Raw genomic sequence first — 16689 nt, 5'->3', positions numbered from 1 at the left:
ACGACATGACCGCGATCAGCCTGGGCATGCCCGAAGCACCCCCGCCGGTGCTCGCGCCGCGCCGTACGACCCGCCAGATCAAGGTCGGCAAGGTCGGCGTCGGCAGCGAGTCGCCGGTCTCCGTGCAGTCGATGACGACGACGCTGACGTCCGACGTCAACACCACGCTGCAGCAGATCGCCGAGCTGACCGCGACCGGGTGCGACATCGTCCGGGTCGCGTGCCCCAGCCAGGACGACGCGGACGCACTCCCCGAGATCGCGAAGCACTCGCAGATCCCGGTGATCGCCGACATCCACTTCCAGCCGAAGTACGTCTTCGCCGCGATCGACGCCGGCTGCGCCGCCGTACGCGTGAACCCCGGCAACATCCGCAAGTTCGACGACCAGGTCAAGGAGATCGCACGCGCCGCGAAGGACCGCGGCACGTCGATCCGGATCGGTGTCAACGCGGGCAGCCTCGACAAGCGGATCCTCGACAAGTACGGCAAGGCCACGCCGGAGGCGCTGGTCGAGTCGGCGGTGTGGGAGGCGGGCCTCTTCGAGGAGCACGACTTCCACGACTTCAAGATCTCCGTCAAGCACAACGACCCGGTCGTGATGGTGCGCGCCTACGAGCTGCTGGCCGAGGCCGGCGACTGGCCGCTGCACCTCGGCGTGACCGAGGCGGGCCCGGCGTTCCAGGGCACGATCAAGTCGGCCACGGCGTTCGGGGCGCTGCTCTCGCAGGGCATCGGCGACACCATTCGCGTCTCGCTCTCAGCCCCGCCGGTCGAGGAGGTCAAGGTCGGCATCCAGATCCTGCAGTCGCTGAACCTGCGCCCCCGCAAGCTCGAGATCGTCTCCTGCCCGTCCTGCGGCCGCGCGCAGGTCGACGTCTACACGCTGGCCGAGCAGGTGACCGCCGGCCTCGAGGGCATGGAGGTCCCGCTGCGGGTCGCCGTCATGGGCTGCGTCGTCAACGGTCCGGGGGAGGCCCGCGAGGCCGACCTCGGCGTGGCGTCCGGCAACGGCAAGGGCCAGATCTTCGTCAAGGGCGAGGTCATCAAGACCGTCCCCGAGTCGCAGATCGTCGAGACCCTGATCGAGGAGGCCATGCGGATCGCCGAGGGCATGGAGTCCGTCGACGGCGCCGGCGCGCAGGTCACCGTTTCCTGATCACGGCGGCGCCGTACGTCGTACGCTCCGGCCATGTCTCGGCTTCTCGTCCTCAGCGACGGCTCCGGTGATCCACCCGACTCGTGCTTCCAGCCCGACGACGCCGGCAACCTCCCGACCTGCACCGACGTGGGCGGGACGTGGCACCCGGTGTACGACGACGGGATGTCCTCGGGCGACGGGGTCCCGGGAGCGTTCGTGTTCTTCTTCGTCCTGGTGGTCATGCTCGGAGTCGCCGGCACGATCTGGCGGGTGACGACCGCCCAGCGGATGGCGCGCGACGCGGGCATGAGCGAGAGCGACGCGACCGCGATGGCGCTGCTCAGCGACGACGGGCTCGAGGCGACGTACCTCGCCTCCAACCTGCGGACGCCGGCCGCGGAGCCCGACGCGGCCCTGGCGCCCCCGGTGCCGGCGACCGGCACCGCGGCCGCCCGGCTCCAGGAGCTGCGCCACCTGCGTGAGCAGGAGCTGATCACGGCCGAGGAGTACGAGGCGCGGCGCACGGCGATCATCGACTCCGTGTGAGCCCCGTGTTCTAGGCTCCACACGTGCTCACGACCCGCCACGGAGTCCGCCCCCTCGGGGCCGCGGACCTGGACGCCTTCCTGGCGCTCGCGCGCCGGGACCCGGTCGTGAACGTCTTCGCCGACTACCGCGCGACGACCACCAACCTGGAGCCGCGCTGGCTCGGCGGTGAGATGTGGGGCCGCTTCGAGTCCGGCGAGCTCGCCGCCGCCTGCCACGTCGGCGCCAACCTGGTGCCGATCGGGGCGAGCGTCGACGATGCCGCCGCCTTCGCCGAGCGCGCGCTCGCCCGCGGTCGGACCGTGTCGACCATCGTGGGTCCGCAGGACGCCGTACGCACCTTCTGGAACGGCGTCTCCAGCGCCTGGGGCCAGCCCCGCGAGGCGCGGTGGGACCAGCCGCACCTGGAGCTCGCGGCCGGCCCGCTGGTCGCGCCCGACCCGCTCGTGCGGCGCACGACGCGCGAGGACATGCACGAGCTCTACCCGGCCTGCGTGGCGATGTACACGGAGGAGGTCGGGGTCTCGCCGGAGTACGGCGGCGGCGCGGACCTCTACCGCGCTCGCGTCACCCAGCTGGTCAACCGCGGCTGGTCGTTCGCCCGCTTCGACGACACGGGCCGGCTCGTCTTCAAGGCGGAGGTGGCCTGCGCGACGCCGTACGCCGCCCAGATCCAGGGGGTCTTCGTCCCCGCCGACCGACGCGGTCTCGGCCTCGCCACCGCCGGCATGGCGGCCGTGGTGCAGCTGGTGCGTCGCGAGATCGCCCCGGTCGTGTCGCTCTACGTCAACGACTGGAACACCTCGGCCCGCGCCGTCTACGAGCGAGTGGGCTTCTACGAGACGGCGCGCTTTGCGACTGTGATGTTCTAGGGACATGGCCCTTCCCCGCAGCGTCAAGCTCCTCGCCCTCGGCTTCGCTGCCAGCGGCACCGTGCACCTGGTCAAGCCGGAGTTCTACGAGCCGATCATGCCGGGCTGGGTCCCGGCGCACCGCGAGGTCATCCTCGGCAGCGGTGTCGCCGAGCTCGTCCTCGCCGCCGGCCTCGCGACCCCCGCGACCCGTCGCGCCGCCGGCTGGGGGAGCGTCGCGCTGCTCCTCGGCGTCTGGCCGGCCAACATCAAGATGGCTGTCGACGCCACGCATTCCAGGAACACCGGCCTCAAGGTCGGCTCGTGGGTGCGCGTCCCCCTGCAGCTCCCGATGATCCGCGCCGCCCTCCGCGCCGCCCGCGGCTGAGGGTTCTCCACAGGCTGCGGCCACCCCGTTTCGCTCCGGCCCGGGTCGGGGAATGATCGGCGTCGTGAGCCGTACTCGGGCGGTCCTCACCGCCGTCGTCCTCCTGTCGGCACTCGCTCTCGGCGGGTGCACCGACGACGACCCCGAGCCCAAGTTCGGGCCGACCGAGTCGACGTCGCCTGCCTCGCCGACGTCGCCGAGCACCACGGCTGCTGCCGCGCTCAGCCCCGAGGACACCGTCCGTGCCTGGGTTGATGCTCAGAACGAGGCACTGGTCTCGGGCGACACCACCGTGATGGAAGCACTTGCGACCTCGAGCTGCCAGGGGTGCTCCGACTTCAGCAACCCGATCCGCGATGTGTTCGCGGAGGGCGGCAGCTATCGGGGAGGCAAATGGAAGGTGGACGCCGCCAAGGCGCGGAAGTCGAGCGGATCCGAAGTCACCGTCGACGTCGCGATGACGATGGAGGCCGGTCAGACGGTGCCTCGTCGCGGTGCGGATCCCATCCCATTCAGTGCGGATAGACGGATCATGCTCTTCAGGTTGGCATCCGTAGAGCCCGGTCTGAGGGTGTCGTTCGTTGGATTCGTCGAATGATCCGCTCAGCCGTCCTTGCTGGACTTGTGGTCGGATTCCTGACTGCGGCTGCCCCGCCATCGTCGGCGGGCTCCGCGTGCCAGATGGTCCACAAGGCCGAATCCGTTCGCGGTCAGATTCAGCTGGTTTGGGTAAAGACGTGCACGCCCGAGCAATCCCACGGCGGCGCAGAAGACGTCGCCGACATCACTCGAGACTCCGACTGGGACGGGGTGTGTGTGCGCACGGCCCTAACTCTGGATCAGGAACCGTCTGACTTCTGCGATCTGCCCGCTGATCCGTCGGCCGCTGCCGCACCGGAGCCGACCCCCGGCCTCGTCGCACGGGCGTTCCGCCGCCTACCCCTCCCAGCAGCCAAGCTCGTGATCCAGCCACCGAACGGGCGGACCCTGGTCAACTTCGACACGAACTTCTACACCGAGCAGGGCGAGCTCACCCGCACGGTGACGCTGCTGGGCCGGCAGGTGGAGCTGCGGATCTGGCCCTCGTCGTTCGGGTGGCGCTTCGGCGACGGGGAGACGCAGCAGAGCACGTCACCGGGGGCGGCGTACCCCGACCTGGACATCACCCACAGCTACGCCCGGACGGGTCGGGTGAGCCCGAGCGTGGACACGACGTACGCCGCGCAGTTCCGCGTCGACGGCGGGCCGTGGCGCGACGTGGCGGGGACGGTGACGATCCCGGGGAGTCCGCAGGCACTGCGCGTCGTCGAGGCGCGGCCGGTGCTCGTCGGCGGATAGCGGGGAAGATCTGGTGCACGGGGTGCGTCAGATCTTCCCGGGTGATCCGGGGACGGGGCAGGAGGGGCTGCAGGGGTGCGCGGTGCCGGTCCAGCCGGCCCTGGTCAGGATGGCGGCGAGACGGGCCGCGGTGTCGCAGGGGCGGTCGAACACCTGGCCCCAGCCGAGGCGGACGCCGCGTCGATCGGCGGCGACCAGGTCGAGGTCGCGGTCCAGGTCGCGGTCGCGCTGGGTGGCGTTGTCGTGGAAGAGCCGCCCGTCGAGCTCGAGGACGAGGGGGAGCGGGGTGTAGTCCGCGTCTCGGCGTACGCCGCCCAACGTCGAGCCGTCCGGCGCCTGCCGGGCCGGGGCGGGGAGCCCGTGAGGACGCTCGACCAACGTGAGGAAGCCGTGCTCCAGGGTCGAGCAGGTGCCGTCAGCGAGATCGGCGATCAACCCTGACAGCCATGCGCGGTCCGTGACGCGGGCTCGGCGTTCCAGCGCATCGGCAACGCGGGCGGCCGTGGTGCGCCGCGACTGGCAGACGTCGGAGAGCAGCGCGATCCGGGCCAGGCGATCCGGCCTGGCCAGCGCTACGTCGAGCGCCGCCTCCTCGGTGCGCATCCGCGGCGGGGACGCGGACCAGAGGACCTGTTCGTCGAGGTCGACGACGCGCCGCACGCGATGGCCCACCACGTCGGCCGACCGACGGGCGTGGTCGATCGCGACGTGGATCGGTCCGGCGTCGTCGTACCCCCGCCACCCCGGGCCCATCACGGCGCGCAGCGCCGACGGGCCTGCCAGGGCCGCTGGTCCGTGGCGCAGGCAGGCTGCCCAGGCTCGCTGGCGCCACGTCGGCGGGCCCGTGTGCTCGACGTACACACCGGCGTGCAGCCGCATCAGCTCGCGTCCCCGCACCATGCGCGCCACATCGTGAGGCGTCACCCCGGCGGCGACCAGCTGCGACCGCGACACCACACCGCACTGCAGGCGCATCAGCTCGGCCAGATCCATCCGTCGAGGCTGCCCGGCGTCAGAGGGAATCGGCACCCGGCGTGCGGCGGCCTGTGGAGAAGCGGTTACTGGTTCGCAGCAGCCCCGACCCCACAAGTAACCTCTCCGCATGATCATGCGGATGTCGAGCCTCTTCGTACGGACCCTGCGCGAGGACCCGGCGGACGCCGAGGTGCCGTCGCACAAGCTCCTGGTCCGCGCGGGCTACATCCGTCGCGCAGCGCCCGGCATCTACACGTGGCTGCCGCTCGGGCTGAAGGTGCTGCGCAAGGTCGAGGCCATCATCCGCGAGGAGATGGACGCCATCGGCGCGCAGGAGCTCAGCTTCCCCGCGCTGCTGCCCAAGGAGCCCTACGAGGCGACCAACCGGTGGACCGAGTACGGCGACGGGATCTTCCGCCTCAAGGACCGCAAGGGCAACGACTACCTCCTCGGCCCGACGCACGAGGAGATGTTCACCCTCGTGGTGAAGGACCTCTACGGCTCCTACAAGGACCTGCCGCTCTCGATCTACCAGATCCAGACGAAGTACCGCGACGAGGCGCGCCCCCGCGCCGGCCTGCTGCGCGGTCGCGAGTTCGTGATGAAGGACTCCTACTCCTTCGACGTCGACGACGCCGGCCTGGACGCCAGCTACCAGAAGCACCGCGACGCCTACATCCGGATCTTCGACCGGCTCGGCTTCGAGTACGTCATCGTCAAGGCGACGTCCGGCGCGATGGGCGGCTCGAAGTCCGAGGAGTTCCTCGCCAAGGCCGCCGTCGGCGAGGACACCTACGTGCGCTGCACGAAGTGCGACTACGCCGCCAACGTGGAGGCCGTCCAGGTCGCACCCCCCACGCCGCTCGCGTACGACGACGCGCCCGCCGCCCACGCGGAGCAGACGCCCCAGACGCCCACCATCGACACCCTCGTCGACCACCTCAACGAGAAGTTCCCCCGCGACGACCGGCCCTGGACGGCGGGGGACACCCTCAAGAACGTGCTCGTCATGTTCAAGCACCCCGACGGCACCCGCGAGCCGGTGGCGATCGGCCTCCCCGGTGACCGCGAGGTCGACCAGAAGCGCCTCGAGGGCCAGATGGAGCCCACCGAGGTCGAGCCCTTCGACGAGGCGGAGTTCCGCAAGCACCCGAGCCTGGTCAAGGGCTACATCGGCCCCGGCGTGCTGGGGGAGAAGAACGCGTCCGGCATCCGCTACCTCGTCGATCCCCGCATCGTCGAGGGCACCCGCTGGGTGACCGGCGCCGACGTCGACGGCAGCCACGTCATCGACCTGGTCGCGGGCCGCGACTTCACCCCCGACGGCACCATCGAGGCCGCGCAGGTCCTCGACGGCGACCCCTGCCCCAACTGCGACGGCGGGGTCCTCGAGTCCGCGCGCGGGATCGAGATGGGCCACATCTTCCAGCTCGGCCGCAAGTACGCCGACGCGCTCGACCTCAAGGTCCTCGACGAGAACGGCAAGCTCGTCACGGTCACCATGGGCTCGTACGGCATCGGCCCCTCGCGTGCGGTCGCCGCGATCGCCGAGGGGACGCTCGACGAGGTGGGGCTCTCGTGGCCCCGCGAGGTCGCACCGGCCGACGTCCACCTGGTCGCCGCCGGCAAGGACGAGCACGTGCTCGCCGCGGCCGAGCGGATCGCCCACGAGCTCGGCAGCCAGGGCATCGACGTCCTCTACGACGACCGCCTCGGCAAGATCAGCCCCGGCGTGAAGTTCAAGGACGCCGAGCTGATCGGCGTCCCGACGATCGTGGTGGTGGGCAAGGGCCTCGCGGCCGACGGGACGATCGAGGTCAAGGACCGCGCGTCCGGTGCCAGCGAGCAGGTCCACGCCGACCACCTCGTCGACCACGTGGTGAGGCTCGTCCGGCGGTGACGGCCCCGATGAGCGCCGGCATCGACGCGGTCATCTTCGACTGGGGCGGCACGCTCACCCGCTGGCACGACATCGACTTCCACGCGGAGTCGCTCGCGCTGGCGCAGGCGGTGGTGAACGCCGAGCACGACATCGAGGTCTCGCGCGCCCGGCTGCACCAGGCAGGTGACACGGTCTGGGGGCGCTCCCGCGACCACCAGCAGAGCGCGACCGTGGCCGACCTCTTCACCGAGGCCGGGCTCGAGCACGACCCCGACCTGCTGACGGCGTACTACGAGTTCTGGGAGCCGCACACCCTCACCGACCCGGAGGTGGGTCCGCTCTTCGACGCCCTGCGCACCCGCGGCGTCAAGGTCGGTGTGCTCTCCAACACGATCTGGCCGCGCGCCTGGCACGAGGGCTTCTTCCGCCGCGACGGCGTGCTCGACCGCATCGACGGCGACGTCTACACGAGCGAGATCGCGTGGACCAAGCCGTCACCCCACGCGTTCCGCGCTGCGATGGACGCGGTCGGTGCGTCGGACCCGAGCCGGTGCGTGTACGTCGGCGACCGCCTCTTCGACGACGTCTGGGGCGCCCAGAACGCCGGGCTCCGCGCCATCCACGTCCCGCACAGCGTCATCCCGTCCGCCCAGGTCGGGCACAGCGAGGGCACCCCGGACGCCGTCGTGCACGCGCTGTCCGAGATCCCGGCCCTGGTCGACGCCTGGTCCTGAGGCGGCGGAATTCTGCACTTTTGTGCAATGCAGAAACGTGAGGTTGGCGCTCTCTCGCCCCCGGGCCGCGCCGTGTTGCATGCTTTTGCAAGAGGGAGAGCCGCCAGTCCCCCCACATCCCGGCGGATCTCACTCTCGGCCGCAAGTCCAGGCCTCAGCGGTCCGCGTACTCACCCGCTCCGGGGAACATCTCGGGAGTTCCCCGGAGGGTGAGTACGCGGACCGCTGTTTCATTGAGGGCCCGCACCGCCCAGCGGCGCATCTCGTCGGTCGTCGTCGCGACCAGCCAGGCGTACGTCGTCGCGCACGACTCCTCGGTCTCCCGGGCGACCCGCGCGATCCGCGGCGACCGGTCCAGTCCAGTCGGCACGTCGTACGCCGCCTCCGCGGCGACCGGGTCGGCGCCCCGGTCGGTGATCGCGGTGGTCAGCTGGTCGCGGCGCAGCCGGTGCTCGGCGTACGCCGCGCTGATCGCCGCGAGCAAGGTCTCGTCCTGGGATGCGCGCCCGCCGAGCGTCGCCAGGACGTAGACGGCGGCGTGCTCCGCCGCGAGGGTCGTCTGGAGCGCGTCCAGGTCGTCGGCCCGGGCGTTCACAGGACCGCCAGCTGCTGCGAGACCGCTGCCGACATCGAGGCGAGCAGGCGGGCCAGCGGGCCGCTTTCCGCGCGGAGGGCGGCGTCGACCAGGAACCGCTGGAGCTGGCGCTCCGAGCGGAGCAGCCGCGCCGGGGGCGCCGTCGCGGCGACCGGGGGCGGGGCGTCGAGCGCACCGAGGTGGGCGGTGTGCAGCGCGACCAGGTCCGGGACTCGCGCGGAGATCTCGGCCGTCGCCGTGATCCTCGCCACCACCTCGTCGACCAGCGTCGAGTCCGGGTCGTCGGCACTGCCCGCTGCGGGCGAGCGGGCCTCGCCGCAGCCCGAGACCAGGGTCGCGCCGACCACGCCGGCCGCCAGCAGGACGCGACGGGAGAGCTGGGGATCCGCTGGCACGGCGTCGACCTTAGTCGCACCCTGTCGGGGTGCGGTCGATGTGGTCGGGAGCCGCTATCGTGGACGATCGACAACAGCACAAGGAGGTCGCCCCACCGTGAGCAGTGCCAACCAGGACGCCACCAGGGCCCAGATCGAGGCAGAGCTCGGCGACCCCTTGCGCGCCCTGGACCTCGACATCGAGGCCGTCGACATCACGCCGGCCGGCAAGCGCCGGATCCTGCGGATCGCCGTCGACAAGGACGGCGGGGTGACCCTCGACGAGGTCGCCGACGCGACCCGTGAGGTCAACCGGGTCCTCGACGAGTCCGACGTGATGGGCGAGCAGCCCTACACGCTCGAGGTCACCTCGCGCGGCGTGGACCGCCCGCTCACCCTGGAACGGCACTGGCGCCGCAACGCGGACCGCCTGGTGAAGGTCACCTTCACCGACGGCGAGTCGGTGACCGGCCGGATCCTCGAGGCCTCCGCGGAGTCGGCGGCCATCGACGTGAGCGGGCAGCGACGCGACGTGGCGTACGCCGACGTGAAGAAGGCACTGGTCCAGGTGGAGTTCAACCGGCGCACGCCGGACAACGACGGAGAAGAGGAGGGGGCCTGATGGACATCGACATGAGCATCCTGCGCATGCTGGAGCGGGAGAAGGAGATCTCGTTCGACGTGCTGGTGGAAGCGATCGAGCAGGCGCTTCTCACGGCGTACCACAAGACCCCGGGCGCGCAGGAGAACGCGCGCGTCGAGCTCGACCGGAAGAGCGGTCACGTCACCGTGATGGCCTCCGAGGTCGACGACGAGGGCACCGTGGTCGGCGAGTACGAGGACACGCCCGAGGGCTTCGGCCGGATCGCGGCGACGACGGCGAAGCAGATCATGCTGCAGCGCCTGCGCGACGCCGAGGACGACATCCGGTTCGGTGAGTTCGCCGGCAAGGAGGGCGACATCATCTCGGGGATCATCCAGCAGGGTCGCAACCCCGACGACGTGATGGTCGACCTCGGCAAGATCGAGGCGCTGCTGCCGGTCGGCGAGCGGGTGCCGGGGGAGCGCTACGAGCACGGCATGCGCATCAAGTGCCTGGTGGTCTCGGTCCGCAAGGGCATGCGGGGCCCGCAGGTCACCCTGTCCCGCTCGCACCCGAACCTGGTCAAGAAGCTCTTCGCCCTCGAGGTGCCCGAGATCGCCGACGGCACCGTCGAGATCGCGGCGATCGCCCGCGAGGCCGGTCACCGCACCAAGCTCGCGGTGAAGTCCGCGGCGTCGGGCGTCAACGCCAAGGGCGCCTGCATCGGCCCGATGGGCCAGCGGGTGCGGTCGGTGATGTCCGAGCTGCACGGCGAGAAGATCGACATCGTCGACTGGTCGGAGGACCCGGCCGAGATGGTCGCCCACGCCCTGTCGCCGGCCCGGGTCACCTCGGTCGAGGTGCTCGACGCGGAGGCGCGGTCGGCGCGCGTCGTCGTGCCCGACTTCCAGCTGTCGCTGGCCATCGGCAAGGAGGGCCAGAACGCCCGCCTCGCGGCCCGGCTCACCGGCTGGCGGATCGACATCCGCAGCGACGAGGCCCCGGCCGAGGACCCGACCGTCGACTGAGGGGCCTCAGGCGAGGAACGTCTCGATCGCCTTCCAGTACGCCGGGTCTTCGGACACGTCCGAGTGACCGGCGTCGGGGAAGTCGACGACGTGGGTGTCCGGTCGCAGCGCGCGGAGCAGCGCGTCGGTGCGCGCCGGCCGGACCAGCGTGTCCCGCCCGGCCCGCACCACCAGCACGTCGGCGGTGATCTCGGGGGCGATCGCGGCGGAGTCCCACCGGTCCTTGACGAGGTGCCGGACCGGGAGCCGCGGGAAGAGGTCGCCGGCGGTCGCCGCCAGGCTGTCGAACGGGGTGACCAGCACCAGGCGCTCGATCGGCCGGTGCGCGGCGACCTGCACCGCGACGCCGCTGCCGAGGCTGCGGCCGACGACGTCGACCGGAGCCTCGGGGTGCCGGTGCGCGGCGTGGTCGACGAGCGCGAACGCGTCGGCGACCAGCGCGCGCTGGCTCGGCTTCCCGCTGCTGGCGCCGTACCCGCGATACGCGACGAGATAGCTGGTGTGGTCGGGGAACCTCCGTTCGAGCTCGGGGCGCAGCCAGCCCAGGGCCTCGCCGTTGCCGCCGAAGTAGACGAGCGCGTGCTCCCGCCCGGGGTTGAGCACCCAGCCGCGCAGCTGCGCGCCGCGCACGGTCACGTCGTACGACGTGTCCTCGACCGGGATCCGGGTCTCGCCGCGCGGGTAGACCAGCCGACGGCTGATCGGTGCGAGGACGGTGGCGAGCACCGCCGCAACCTACTCCCGAATCCAGTCCACCGTCAGTGCCGGCACGAGGTGGTCGTCGTCGCCGTTGGACCAGTCGGGGAAGTCGAAGACGGCGACCATGACCTGCATCGGGTACGTCGGCGGGTCGGGGCACCGTCGGACGACCGCGCCGTCCACCGTGAAGACCGCCTCGGCGGCGTCCCAGTCGACGGCGTACGTGTGGAAGTCGGTCACGTCGATCGGGAGGCGGGGCGCCGCGAAGTCCTGGCGCAGCGCCGGGTCCCGGAACGCCTTGATGCCGACGCCGACCTCGGCCGACGGCCCGGCCCCGAGGTCCTTCCCGAACACCTCGACGACGCAGAGCTCGCCGCAGTGGAGCTGGTCCGGGTCGTCCTCGAAGCCGCTCAGCCACAGCGCCGCCATCGACCGTGGGGAGAGGGTCATCGCGCACCGGACCTCGACGCGCCCCGAGCGGGGGAGCCACCCCTCGAAGCGGGGCTGCTCCTCCCGTACCGTCTGACCCTCGCGGAACCGCTGCTGGCCGCGGGTGCTGCCCACCGGGCCGGAGACGCTGCCGGACTGGATCCCCGAGACGCGCAGCGGCGGCTGGTGGTCGTCCGGGCACCACAGACCCTGGGCCGGGGGAATGGTGAGCGTCAGCAGGCCGTTGTCCACGGTGTACGACGCGGCGCTCGCCGCGGTCGAGCTCCACACCGGCAGGTACGACGTCAGCCAGGTCGTCCTGTCGAGGTCGGCGCCGTCGAAGTCCTCCGCGAAGACGCTCACGCGATGACGGTAGGACGCGACGCCCCGGTTCGAAATAGGTGGGGCCAGCGCGGTAGGGTTGTCGTCAGTGGCGAGTGAACACATCTCTTCTGCATGCCCGGGCCCCGTCCGGACGTGCGTCGGGTGCCGGGCACGAGCCGCGAAGAGCGAGTTGTTGCGGGTGACCGCCGGCTCGGATGCAGACGGTCACGCGGCCGCCGTACCCGATCCGACAGCCACCGCACCCGGCCGGGGAGCGCACCTGCACCCCACCGCCGAGTGCTTCGAGCTCGCGGTACGCCGGAAGGCTTTCGGCCGTGCCCTTCGGGTCACGACGGGGCTCTCCAGCGCACCGGTGGGTGACTACCTCTCGCACGTACACCAACCCCGATCGACCGACAGAGACTGGAGCAGCAGCTCATGAGCACTCGATGAGTAACTCACGATGAGTTTGCACACCCCACTAACGGTCTGAACCACCCCCCAGCAGAGAACTGGACCCGGGTCTCAGGCCAGAAGGAGAAGCGTGGCTAAGACCCGAGTTCACGAACTCGCCAAGGAGTTCGGCGTCGAGAGCAAGTTCGTTCTCGAGAAGTTCAAGGAGATGGGGGAGTTCGTCAAGTCGGCGAGCTCCACCGTCGAGCTCCCCGCGGAGATGCGTTTCCGCAAGGAGTACGGCGACAAGCTGAAGGCCGAGGCCCCCGCGGCCGCCGCCCCGGCGCCCGCCAAGCCGGCCCCCAAGGCACCTGCCAAGAAGGCCGCTGCGGCCCCCGCCCCCGTCGAGGTTGTCGAGCCCGAGGCTCCGGCAGCCCCCGTCGCCGAGCCGGTGGCCGAGGCCGCCGCGGCCGCCGCGCCCGAGGCGCCGACCGCCCCGCGCCCCGGTCCGAAGAAGGCCGCCGCTCCGGAGCCGGCTCCCGAGCCGCCCGCGGCGACCGAGCCCCCGGCCGAGCCGGAGGCGCCCGCTGCCTCGGCGTCCCCGAAGGCTCCGGCCCCCCGTCCGGTGGGCAAGCCCGGCGGCACCCGCCCCGGCAACAACCCGTTCGCGTCCAGCCAGGGGATGGGCCGTCGGCCTGCCCCGGCCCGCGAGGGTGCTCCGGGCGGCGCTCCTGCCGCTCCCGGTGCCCCGGGTGGCGAGAACCGTCCGCCGCGTCCTCCGGGCGCTCGTGACGGTGGCGCGCCCGGTCGTCCGGGCATGCCGCGCCCCAACCCGGCGATGATGCCCAAGTCCCCGGCCGCCTTCGGCGGTGGCCCCGGCGGCCGTGGCCCCGGTGGTCCCGGTGGCGGTCGTGGTCCCGGTGGTCCCGGCGCCCGTGGTGGCGCTCCGGGTCGCGGTGGCGCGCCCGGTCGCGGCGCTCCGGCCGGTGCCGGCGCCGGTGCTCCGGGTCGTCCCGGTGGCTTCGGTCCCAGCGGCGGCGGTCGTCCCGGCGGTGGCCGTCCCGGTCAGCGTGGCCAGACCCAGGGTGCCTTCGGTCGCCCCGGTGGCCCGTCGCGTCGTGGTCGCAAGTCGAAGCGGGCCCGTCGTCAGGAGTTCGAGGCCATGCAGGCCCCGACGATCGGCGGCGTGCGCGTCCGCAAGGGCGACGGCGAGACCGTCAAGCTGCCGCGTGGCGCGTCCCTGACCGACTTCGCCGAGCGCATCGGCGTCGACGTGTCCTCGCTCGTGCAGATGCTGTTCTCGCTCGGCGAGATGGTGACGGCGACCGAGTCGGTCAACGACGAGACGTTCGAGCTGCTCGGTGAGGAGCTCAACTACGTCGTCCAGGTCGTCTCCCCGGAGGACGAGGACCGCGAGCTGCTCGAGTCCTTCGACCTCGAGTTCGGTGAGGACGAGGGCGACGAGGGCGACCTGGCCATCCGGCCGCCGGTCGTGACCGTCATGGGTCACGTCGACCACGGCAAGACCAAGCTCCTCGACGCGCTGCGCAACGCGAACGTCGTCGACAAGGAGGCCGGTGGCATCACCCAGCACATCGGTGCCTACCAGGTCACGGCCGAGGTGGACGGCGACGAGCGTCGCATCACCTTCATCGACACCCCGGGTCACGAGGCGTTCACCGCCATGCGTGCCCGTGGTGCGCAGGCCACCGACATCGCGATCCTCGTGGTCGCGGCCGACGACGGCGTCATGCCGCAGACGGTGGAGGCGCTCAACCACGCCAAGGCCGCCGGCGTCCCGATCGTGGTCGCGGTCAACAAGATCGACAAGCCGGAGGCGGACCCGACCAAGGTCCGTGGCCAGCTGACCGAGTACGGCCTGGTCCCCGAGGAGTACGGCGGCGACAGCATGTTCGTCGACGTCTCCGCGAAGTCCGAGCTCAACCTCGACAAGCTGCTCGAGGCCGTCATCCTGACCGCCGACGCGTCGCTCGACCTGCGGGCCAACCCGAACCAGGACGCCCAGGGTCTCGTCGTCGAGGCGCACCTGGACCGCGGTCGCGGTCCGGTCGCCACGGTGCTGGTCCAGCGCGGCACGCTGCGCGTGGGTGACTCGATCGTCGCGGGTGCCGGCTACGGCCGCGTTCGCGCGATGCTCGACGAGCACGGTGACAACATCACCGAGGCCGATCCGTCGCGTCCCGCGATGGTCCTCGGTCTCACCGCGGTCCCGGGTGCCGGTCAGACGTTCATCGTGGTCGAGGACGACCGGATGGCGCGTCAGATCGCCGAGAAGCGCGAGTCGCGCGAGCGGGCGGCCATGCAGGCCAAGCGCCGCGTGCGTCGGACGCTCGAGGACTTCATGGCCTCCATGGAGAAGGGTGCGAGCCAGGAGCTCAACCTCATCCTCAAGGGCGATGTGTCCGGTTCCGTCGAGGCTCTCGAGGACGCCCTGTCGCAGATCGACGTCGGCGACGAGGTCAGCATCCGCGTCATCGACCGCGGTGTCGGTGCGATCACCGAGACCAACGTCGACCTGGCCGCGGCCTCCGACGCCATCATCATCGGCTTCAACGTCCGGCCCCAGGGCAAGGCGACCGAGATGGCGGAGAAGGAAGGCGTGGAGATCCGGTACTACTCGGTCATCTACCAGGCCATCGAGGAGATCGAGGCGGCCCTCAAGGGCATGCTCAAGCCGGAGTTCGAGGAGTCGACCCTCGGCCAGGCGGAGATCCGTGCGATCTTCCGCTCGTCGAAGATCGGCAACATCGCGGGTTGCATGGTCACCAGCGGTGTCATCCGTCGCAACGCCAAGGTGCGGGTCCTCCGGGACAGCGCCGTGGTCGCCGACAACCTCGACCTGGCGTCGCTCAAGCGCGAGAAGGACGACGCGTCCGAGGTCCGCGAGGGCTTCGAGTGTGGTCTGGTGCTGCGCAACTTCCAGGACATCCGCGAGGGCGACATCATCGAAGCCTTCGAGATGAAGGAAATCCCCCGCAGCTGAGCAACGTCCAGACGGCGCAGTCCCCGACCGGGGACTGCGCCGTTCGGCGTCTAGGAGTAAGAAAGAGTCATGAGCAACCCACGCGTCCGCAAGATCGCCGACCGCATCCAGGTCATCGTCGCGGAGATGCTGGAACGACGGATCAAGGACCCGCGACTGGGGTTCGTCACCGTCACCGACGTCCGGGTCACCGGCGACTCGCAGCAGGCGACGATCTTCTACACCGTCCTCGACGCCACCGGTGACGACGAGGCCGCGCTGGCCGGCACCGCCGCCGCGCTCGAGTCGGCCAAGGGCCTGATCCGGTCCGAGGTCGCCAAGCAGCTCGGCACCCGTACGGCGCCGACGCTGACCTTCATCGCCGACGCGCTGCCCGAGACGGCGCGACACCTCGACGAGGTGCTCGCCCGGGCCAAGGCGGCCGACGACGAGGTCGCGGCCCGCCGGGTGGCGACGTACGCCGGCGACGAGGACCCGTACAAGAAGCCGCGCGAGGTCGCCGAGGGCGACGACCTCGATGACGACTGAGTCCGGCCTGGTCGTCGTCGACAAGTCCGGGGGCATGACGTCGCACGACGTCGTCTCCCGGGTCCGTCGGCTGGCGGGCACCCGCAAGGTCGGGCACGCGGGCACGCTCGACCCGATGGCGACCGGCGTGCTGGTCCTCGGGATCAACCGCGCCACCCGGCTGCTCGGGCACCTGATGCTGACGGAGAAGGGCTACGACGCCACGATCCGGCTCGGCGTCGCGACGACCACGGACGACGCCGAGGGCGAGGTCACTGCGACGGTCTTCGCGGCCGGGCTGGAGGAGGCGGTCGTCCGGGCGGCGGCAGCCGAGTTCGTGGGCGAGCTGCTCCAGGTGCCGACGGCGGTCTCGGCGATCAAGGTCGACGGCAAGCGCGCCTACCAGCGCGTCCGCGACGGCGAGGAGGTCGCGCTGAAGGCCCGGCCCGTCACCGTGCACGAGCTGACCGTGCGCGAGGTCCGCACGGAGGGCGAGACCGTGGACGTCGACGTCTCGGTGCGCTGCTCGAGCGGCACCTACATCCGCGCCATCGCGCGAGACCTCGGCGCCCGCCTCGGGGTCGGCGGCCACCTGACGGCGCTGCGGCGCACGGCGGTCGGTCCCTACGACCTCGCGAGCGCCCGCACGCTCGACCAGCTGGGGGAGGCCCCTCCCGGACTGCAGGGCGCCCTGATGCCGATCGCCGACGCCGCCCGAGCGGCCTTCGCCAGTCACGAGCTGGACGGCGAGCAGGCCGACGACGTACGGGTGGGAAGGGCGCTCGACGTCGACCTCGACGGGCTCACCGCGGTGTTCGCACCGGACGGCGAGTTCCTCGCACTCTACGAACCGAAGGATGGACGGGCCCGGGCAGTGGCCGTCTTCGTCTGACCCTCTCG

At 71.4% G+C, this 16689-nt stretch carries 19 protein-coding genes; 14 read left to right on the top strand and 5 right to left on the bottom strand.

Features of this window, described 5'->3' with window-relative positions; genetic code table 11:
* Positions 1-5: 5 nt before the first annotated feature.
* From ispG to ASC77_RS04155, 6 genes are all read left to right on the top strand, one after another.
* Positions 6-1157 (top strand): flavodoxin-dependent (E)-4-hydroxy-3-methylbut-2-enyl-diphosphate synthase, encoded by a 1152-nt coding sequence (ispG, locus tag ASC77_RS04180; protein ID WP_056149089.1) that lies wholly within the window; start codon positions 6-8, stop codon positions 1155-1157.
* A 33-nt stretch (positions 1158-1190) separates the two neighbouring features.
* On the top strand, positions 1191-1685 hold the full coding sequence (locus ASC77_RS04175) for an SHOCT domain-containing protein (RefSeq protein ID WP_056149087.1): 495 nt from the start codon (positions 1191-1193) through the stop codon (positions 1683-1685).
* A 23-nt stretch (positions 1686-1708) separates the two neighbouring features.
* Positions 1709-2557, top strand: a complete 849-nt coding sequence (locus ASC77_RS04170; RefSeq protein WP_056149084.1) for a GNAT family N-acetyltransferase — start codon at positions 1709-1711, stop codon at positions 2555-2557.
* A 4-nt stretch (positions 2558-2561) separates the two neighbouring features.
* Complete coding sequence (locus tag ASC77_RS04165; RefSeq protein WP_056149082.1) at positions 2562-2924, top strand: hypothetical protein; 363 nt, start codon at positions 2562-2564, stop codon at positions 2922-2924.
* Between the two features lie 52 nt (positions 2925-2976).
* Entirely contained in the window at positions 2977-3522 is a 546-nt protein-coding gene (locus ASC77_RS04160; protein WP_056149080.1) for a DUF6318 family protein, read from the top strand.
* Positions 3523-3884: 362 nt separating this feature from the next.
* Positions 3885-4262: a hypothetical protein gene (locus tag ASC77_RS04155; protein WP_056149079.1), complete on the top strand. Its 378-nt coding sequence runs from the start codon at positions 3885-3887 to the stop codon at positions 4260-4262.
* 27 nt (positions 4263-4289) lie between these two features.
* Here ASC77_RS04155 and ASC77_RS04150 read toward each other — a convergent pair whose 3' ends face one another.
* Positions 4290-5255, bottom strand: a complete 966-nt coding sequence (locus ASC77_RS04150; protein WP_056149077.1) for a type IV toxin-antitoxin system AbiEi family antitoxin domain-containing protein — start codon at positions 5253-5255, stop codon at positions 4290-4292.
* 109 nt (positions 5256-5364) lie between these two features.
* Here ASC77_RS04150 and ASC77_RS04145 point away from each other — a divergent pair, with 109 nt between their 5' ends.
* Both ASC77_RS04145 and ASC77_RS04140 read left to right on the top strand, forming a co-directional pair.
* Positions 5365-7137: a proline--tRNA ligase gene (locus ASC77_RS04145; protein ID WP_056149075.1), complete on the top strand. Its 1773-nt coding sequence runs from the start codon at positions 5365-5367 to the stop codon at positions 7135-7137.
* Positions 7134-7853, top strand: a complete 720-nt coding sequence (locus ASC77_RS04140; protein ID WP_235547442.1) for an HAD family hydrolase — start codon at positions 7134-7136, stop codon at positions 7851-7853. Before ASC77_RS04145 ends, ASC77_RS04140 begins: the two co-directional genes overlap by 4 nt.
* A gap of 154 nt (positions 7854-8007) precedes the next feature.
* On the opposite strand, the gene ASC77_RS26465 is transcribed toward ASC77_RS04140, so the two are convergent.
* Both ASC77_RS26465 and ASC77_RS26460 read right to left on the bottom strand, forming a co-directional pair.
* Positions 8008-8448 carry a ferritin-like domain-containing protein gene (locus ASC77_RS26465; RefSeq protein WP_056149074.1) on the bottom strand — a complete coding sequence of 147 codons (441 nt, stop codon included), beginning with the start codon at positions 8446-8448 and terminating at the stop codon, positions 8008-8010.
* Entirely contained in the window at positions 8445-8843 is a 399-nt protein-coding gene (locus ASC77_RS26460) for a hypothetical protein (protein WP_056149071.1), read from the bottom strand. Before ASC77_RS26460 ends, ASC77_RS26465 begins: the two co-directional genes overlap by 4 nt.
* A gap of 97 nt (positions 8844-8940) precedes the next feature.
* Between ASC77_RS26460 and rimP the strand changes: the two genes are divergently transcribed.
* Both rimP and nusA read left to right on the top strand, forming a co-directional pair.
* A complete protein-coding gene (gene rimP / locus ASC77_RS04125; protein WP_056149069.1) occupies positions 8941-9444 on the top strand; it encodes a ribosome maturation factor RimP in 504 nt (167 codons plus the stop codon).
* Positions 9444-10433: a transcription termination factor NusA gene (gene nusA, locus ASC77_RS04120; protein WP_056149067.1), complete on the top strand. Its 990-nt coding sequence runs from the start codon at positions 9444-9446 to the stop codon at positions 10431-10433. Before rimP ends, nusA begins: the two co-directional genes overlap by 1 nt.
* 6 nt (positions 10434-10439) lie before the next feature.
* On the opposite strand, the gene ASC77_RS04115 is transcribed toward nusA, so the two are convergent.
* Both ASC77_RS04115 and ASC77_RS04110 read right to left on the bottom strand, forming a co-directional pair.
* On the bottom strand, positions 10440-11159 hold the full coding sequence (locus ASC77_RS04115) for an alpha/beta hydrolase (RefSeq protein WP_056149064.1): 720 nt from the start codon (positions 11157-11159) through the stop codon (positions 10440-10442).
* A gap of 9 nt (positions 11160-11168) precedes the next feature.
* The gene (locus ASC77_RS04110; protein WP_056149062.1) at positions 11169-11924 is read right to left on the bottom strand and encodes a glycoside hydrolase family 16 protein; all 756 of its coding nucleotides are present in this window, start codon (positions 11922-11924) and stop codon (positions 11169-11171) included.
* A 67-nt stretch (positions 11925-11991) separates the two neighbouring features.
* On the opposite strand from ASC77_RS04110, the gene ASC77_RS25985 reads away from it, so the two are divergent.
* The 4 genes from ASC77_RS25985 to truB all read left to right on the top strand — a co-directional run bounded on the left by ASC77_RS25985 (position 11992) and on the right by truB (position 16681).
* Positions 11992-12327 carry a YlxR family protein gene (locus tag ASC77_RS25985; protein WP_200944883.1) on the top strand — a complete coding sequence of 112 codons (336 nt, stop codon included), beginning with the start codon at positions 11992-11994 and terminating at the stop codon, positions 12325-12327.
* Positions 12328-12429: 102 nt separating this feature from the next.
* Positions 12430-15282 carry a translation initiation factor IF-2 gene (gene infB / locus ASC77_RS04105; RefSeq protein ID WP_056149060.1) on the top strand — a complete coding sequence of 951 codons (2853 nt, stop codon included), beginning with the start codon at positions 12430-12432 and terminating at the stop codon, positions 15280-15282.
* Between the two features lie 69 nt (positions 15283-15351).
* A complete protein-coding gene (rbfA, locus tag ASC77_RS04100) occupies positions 15352-15810 on the top strand; it encodes a 30S ribosome-binding factor RbfA (RefSeq protein WP_056149058.1) in 459 nt (152 codons plus the stop codon).
* A complete protein-coding gene (gene truB / locus ASC77_RS04095) occupies positions 15800-16681 on the top strand; it encodes a tRNA pseudouridine(55) synthase TruB (protein ID WP_056149056.1) in 882 nt (293 codons plus the stop codon). Before rbfA ends, truB begins: the two co-directional genes overlap by 11 nt.
* The last annotated feature ends 8 nt before the right edge of the window (positions 16682-16689 follow it).

This window comes from Nocardioides sp. Root1257, assembly GCF_001425175.1.
Taxonomy (GTDB): Bacteria; Actinomycetota; Actinomycetes; order Propionibacteriales; family Nocardioidaceae; genus Nocardioides.
Note: the sequence above shows the minus strand (reverse complement) of the source record. Positions and strands in the feature narration are given on the sequence as shown.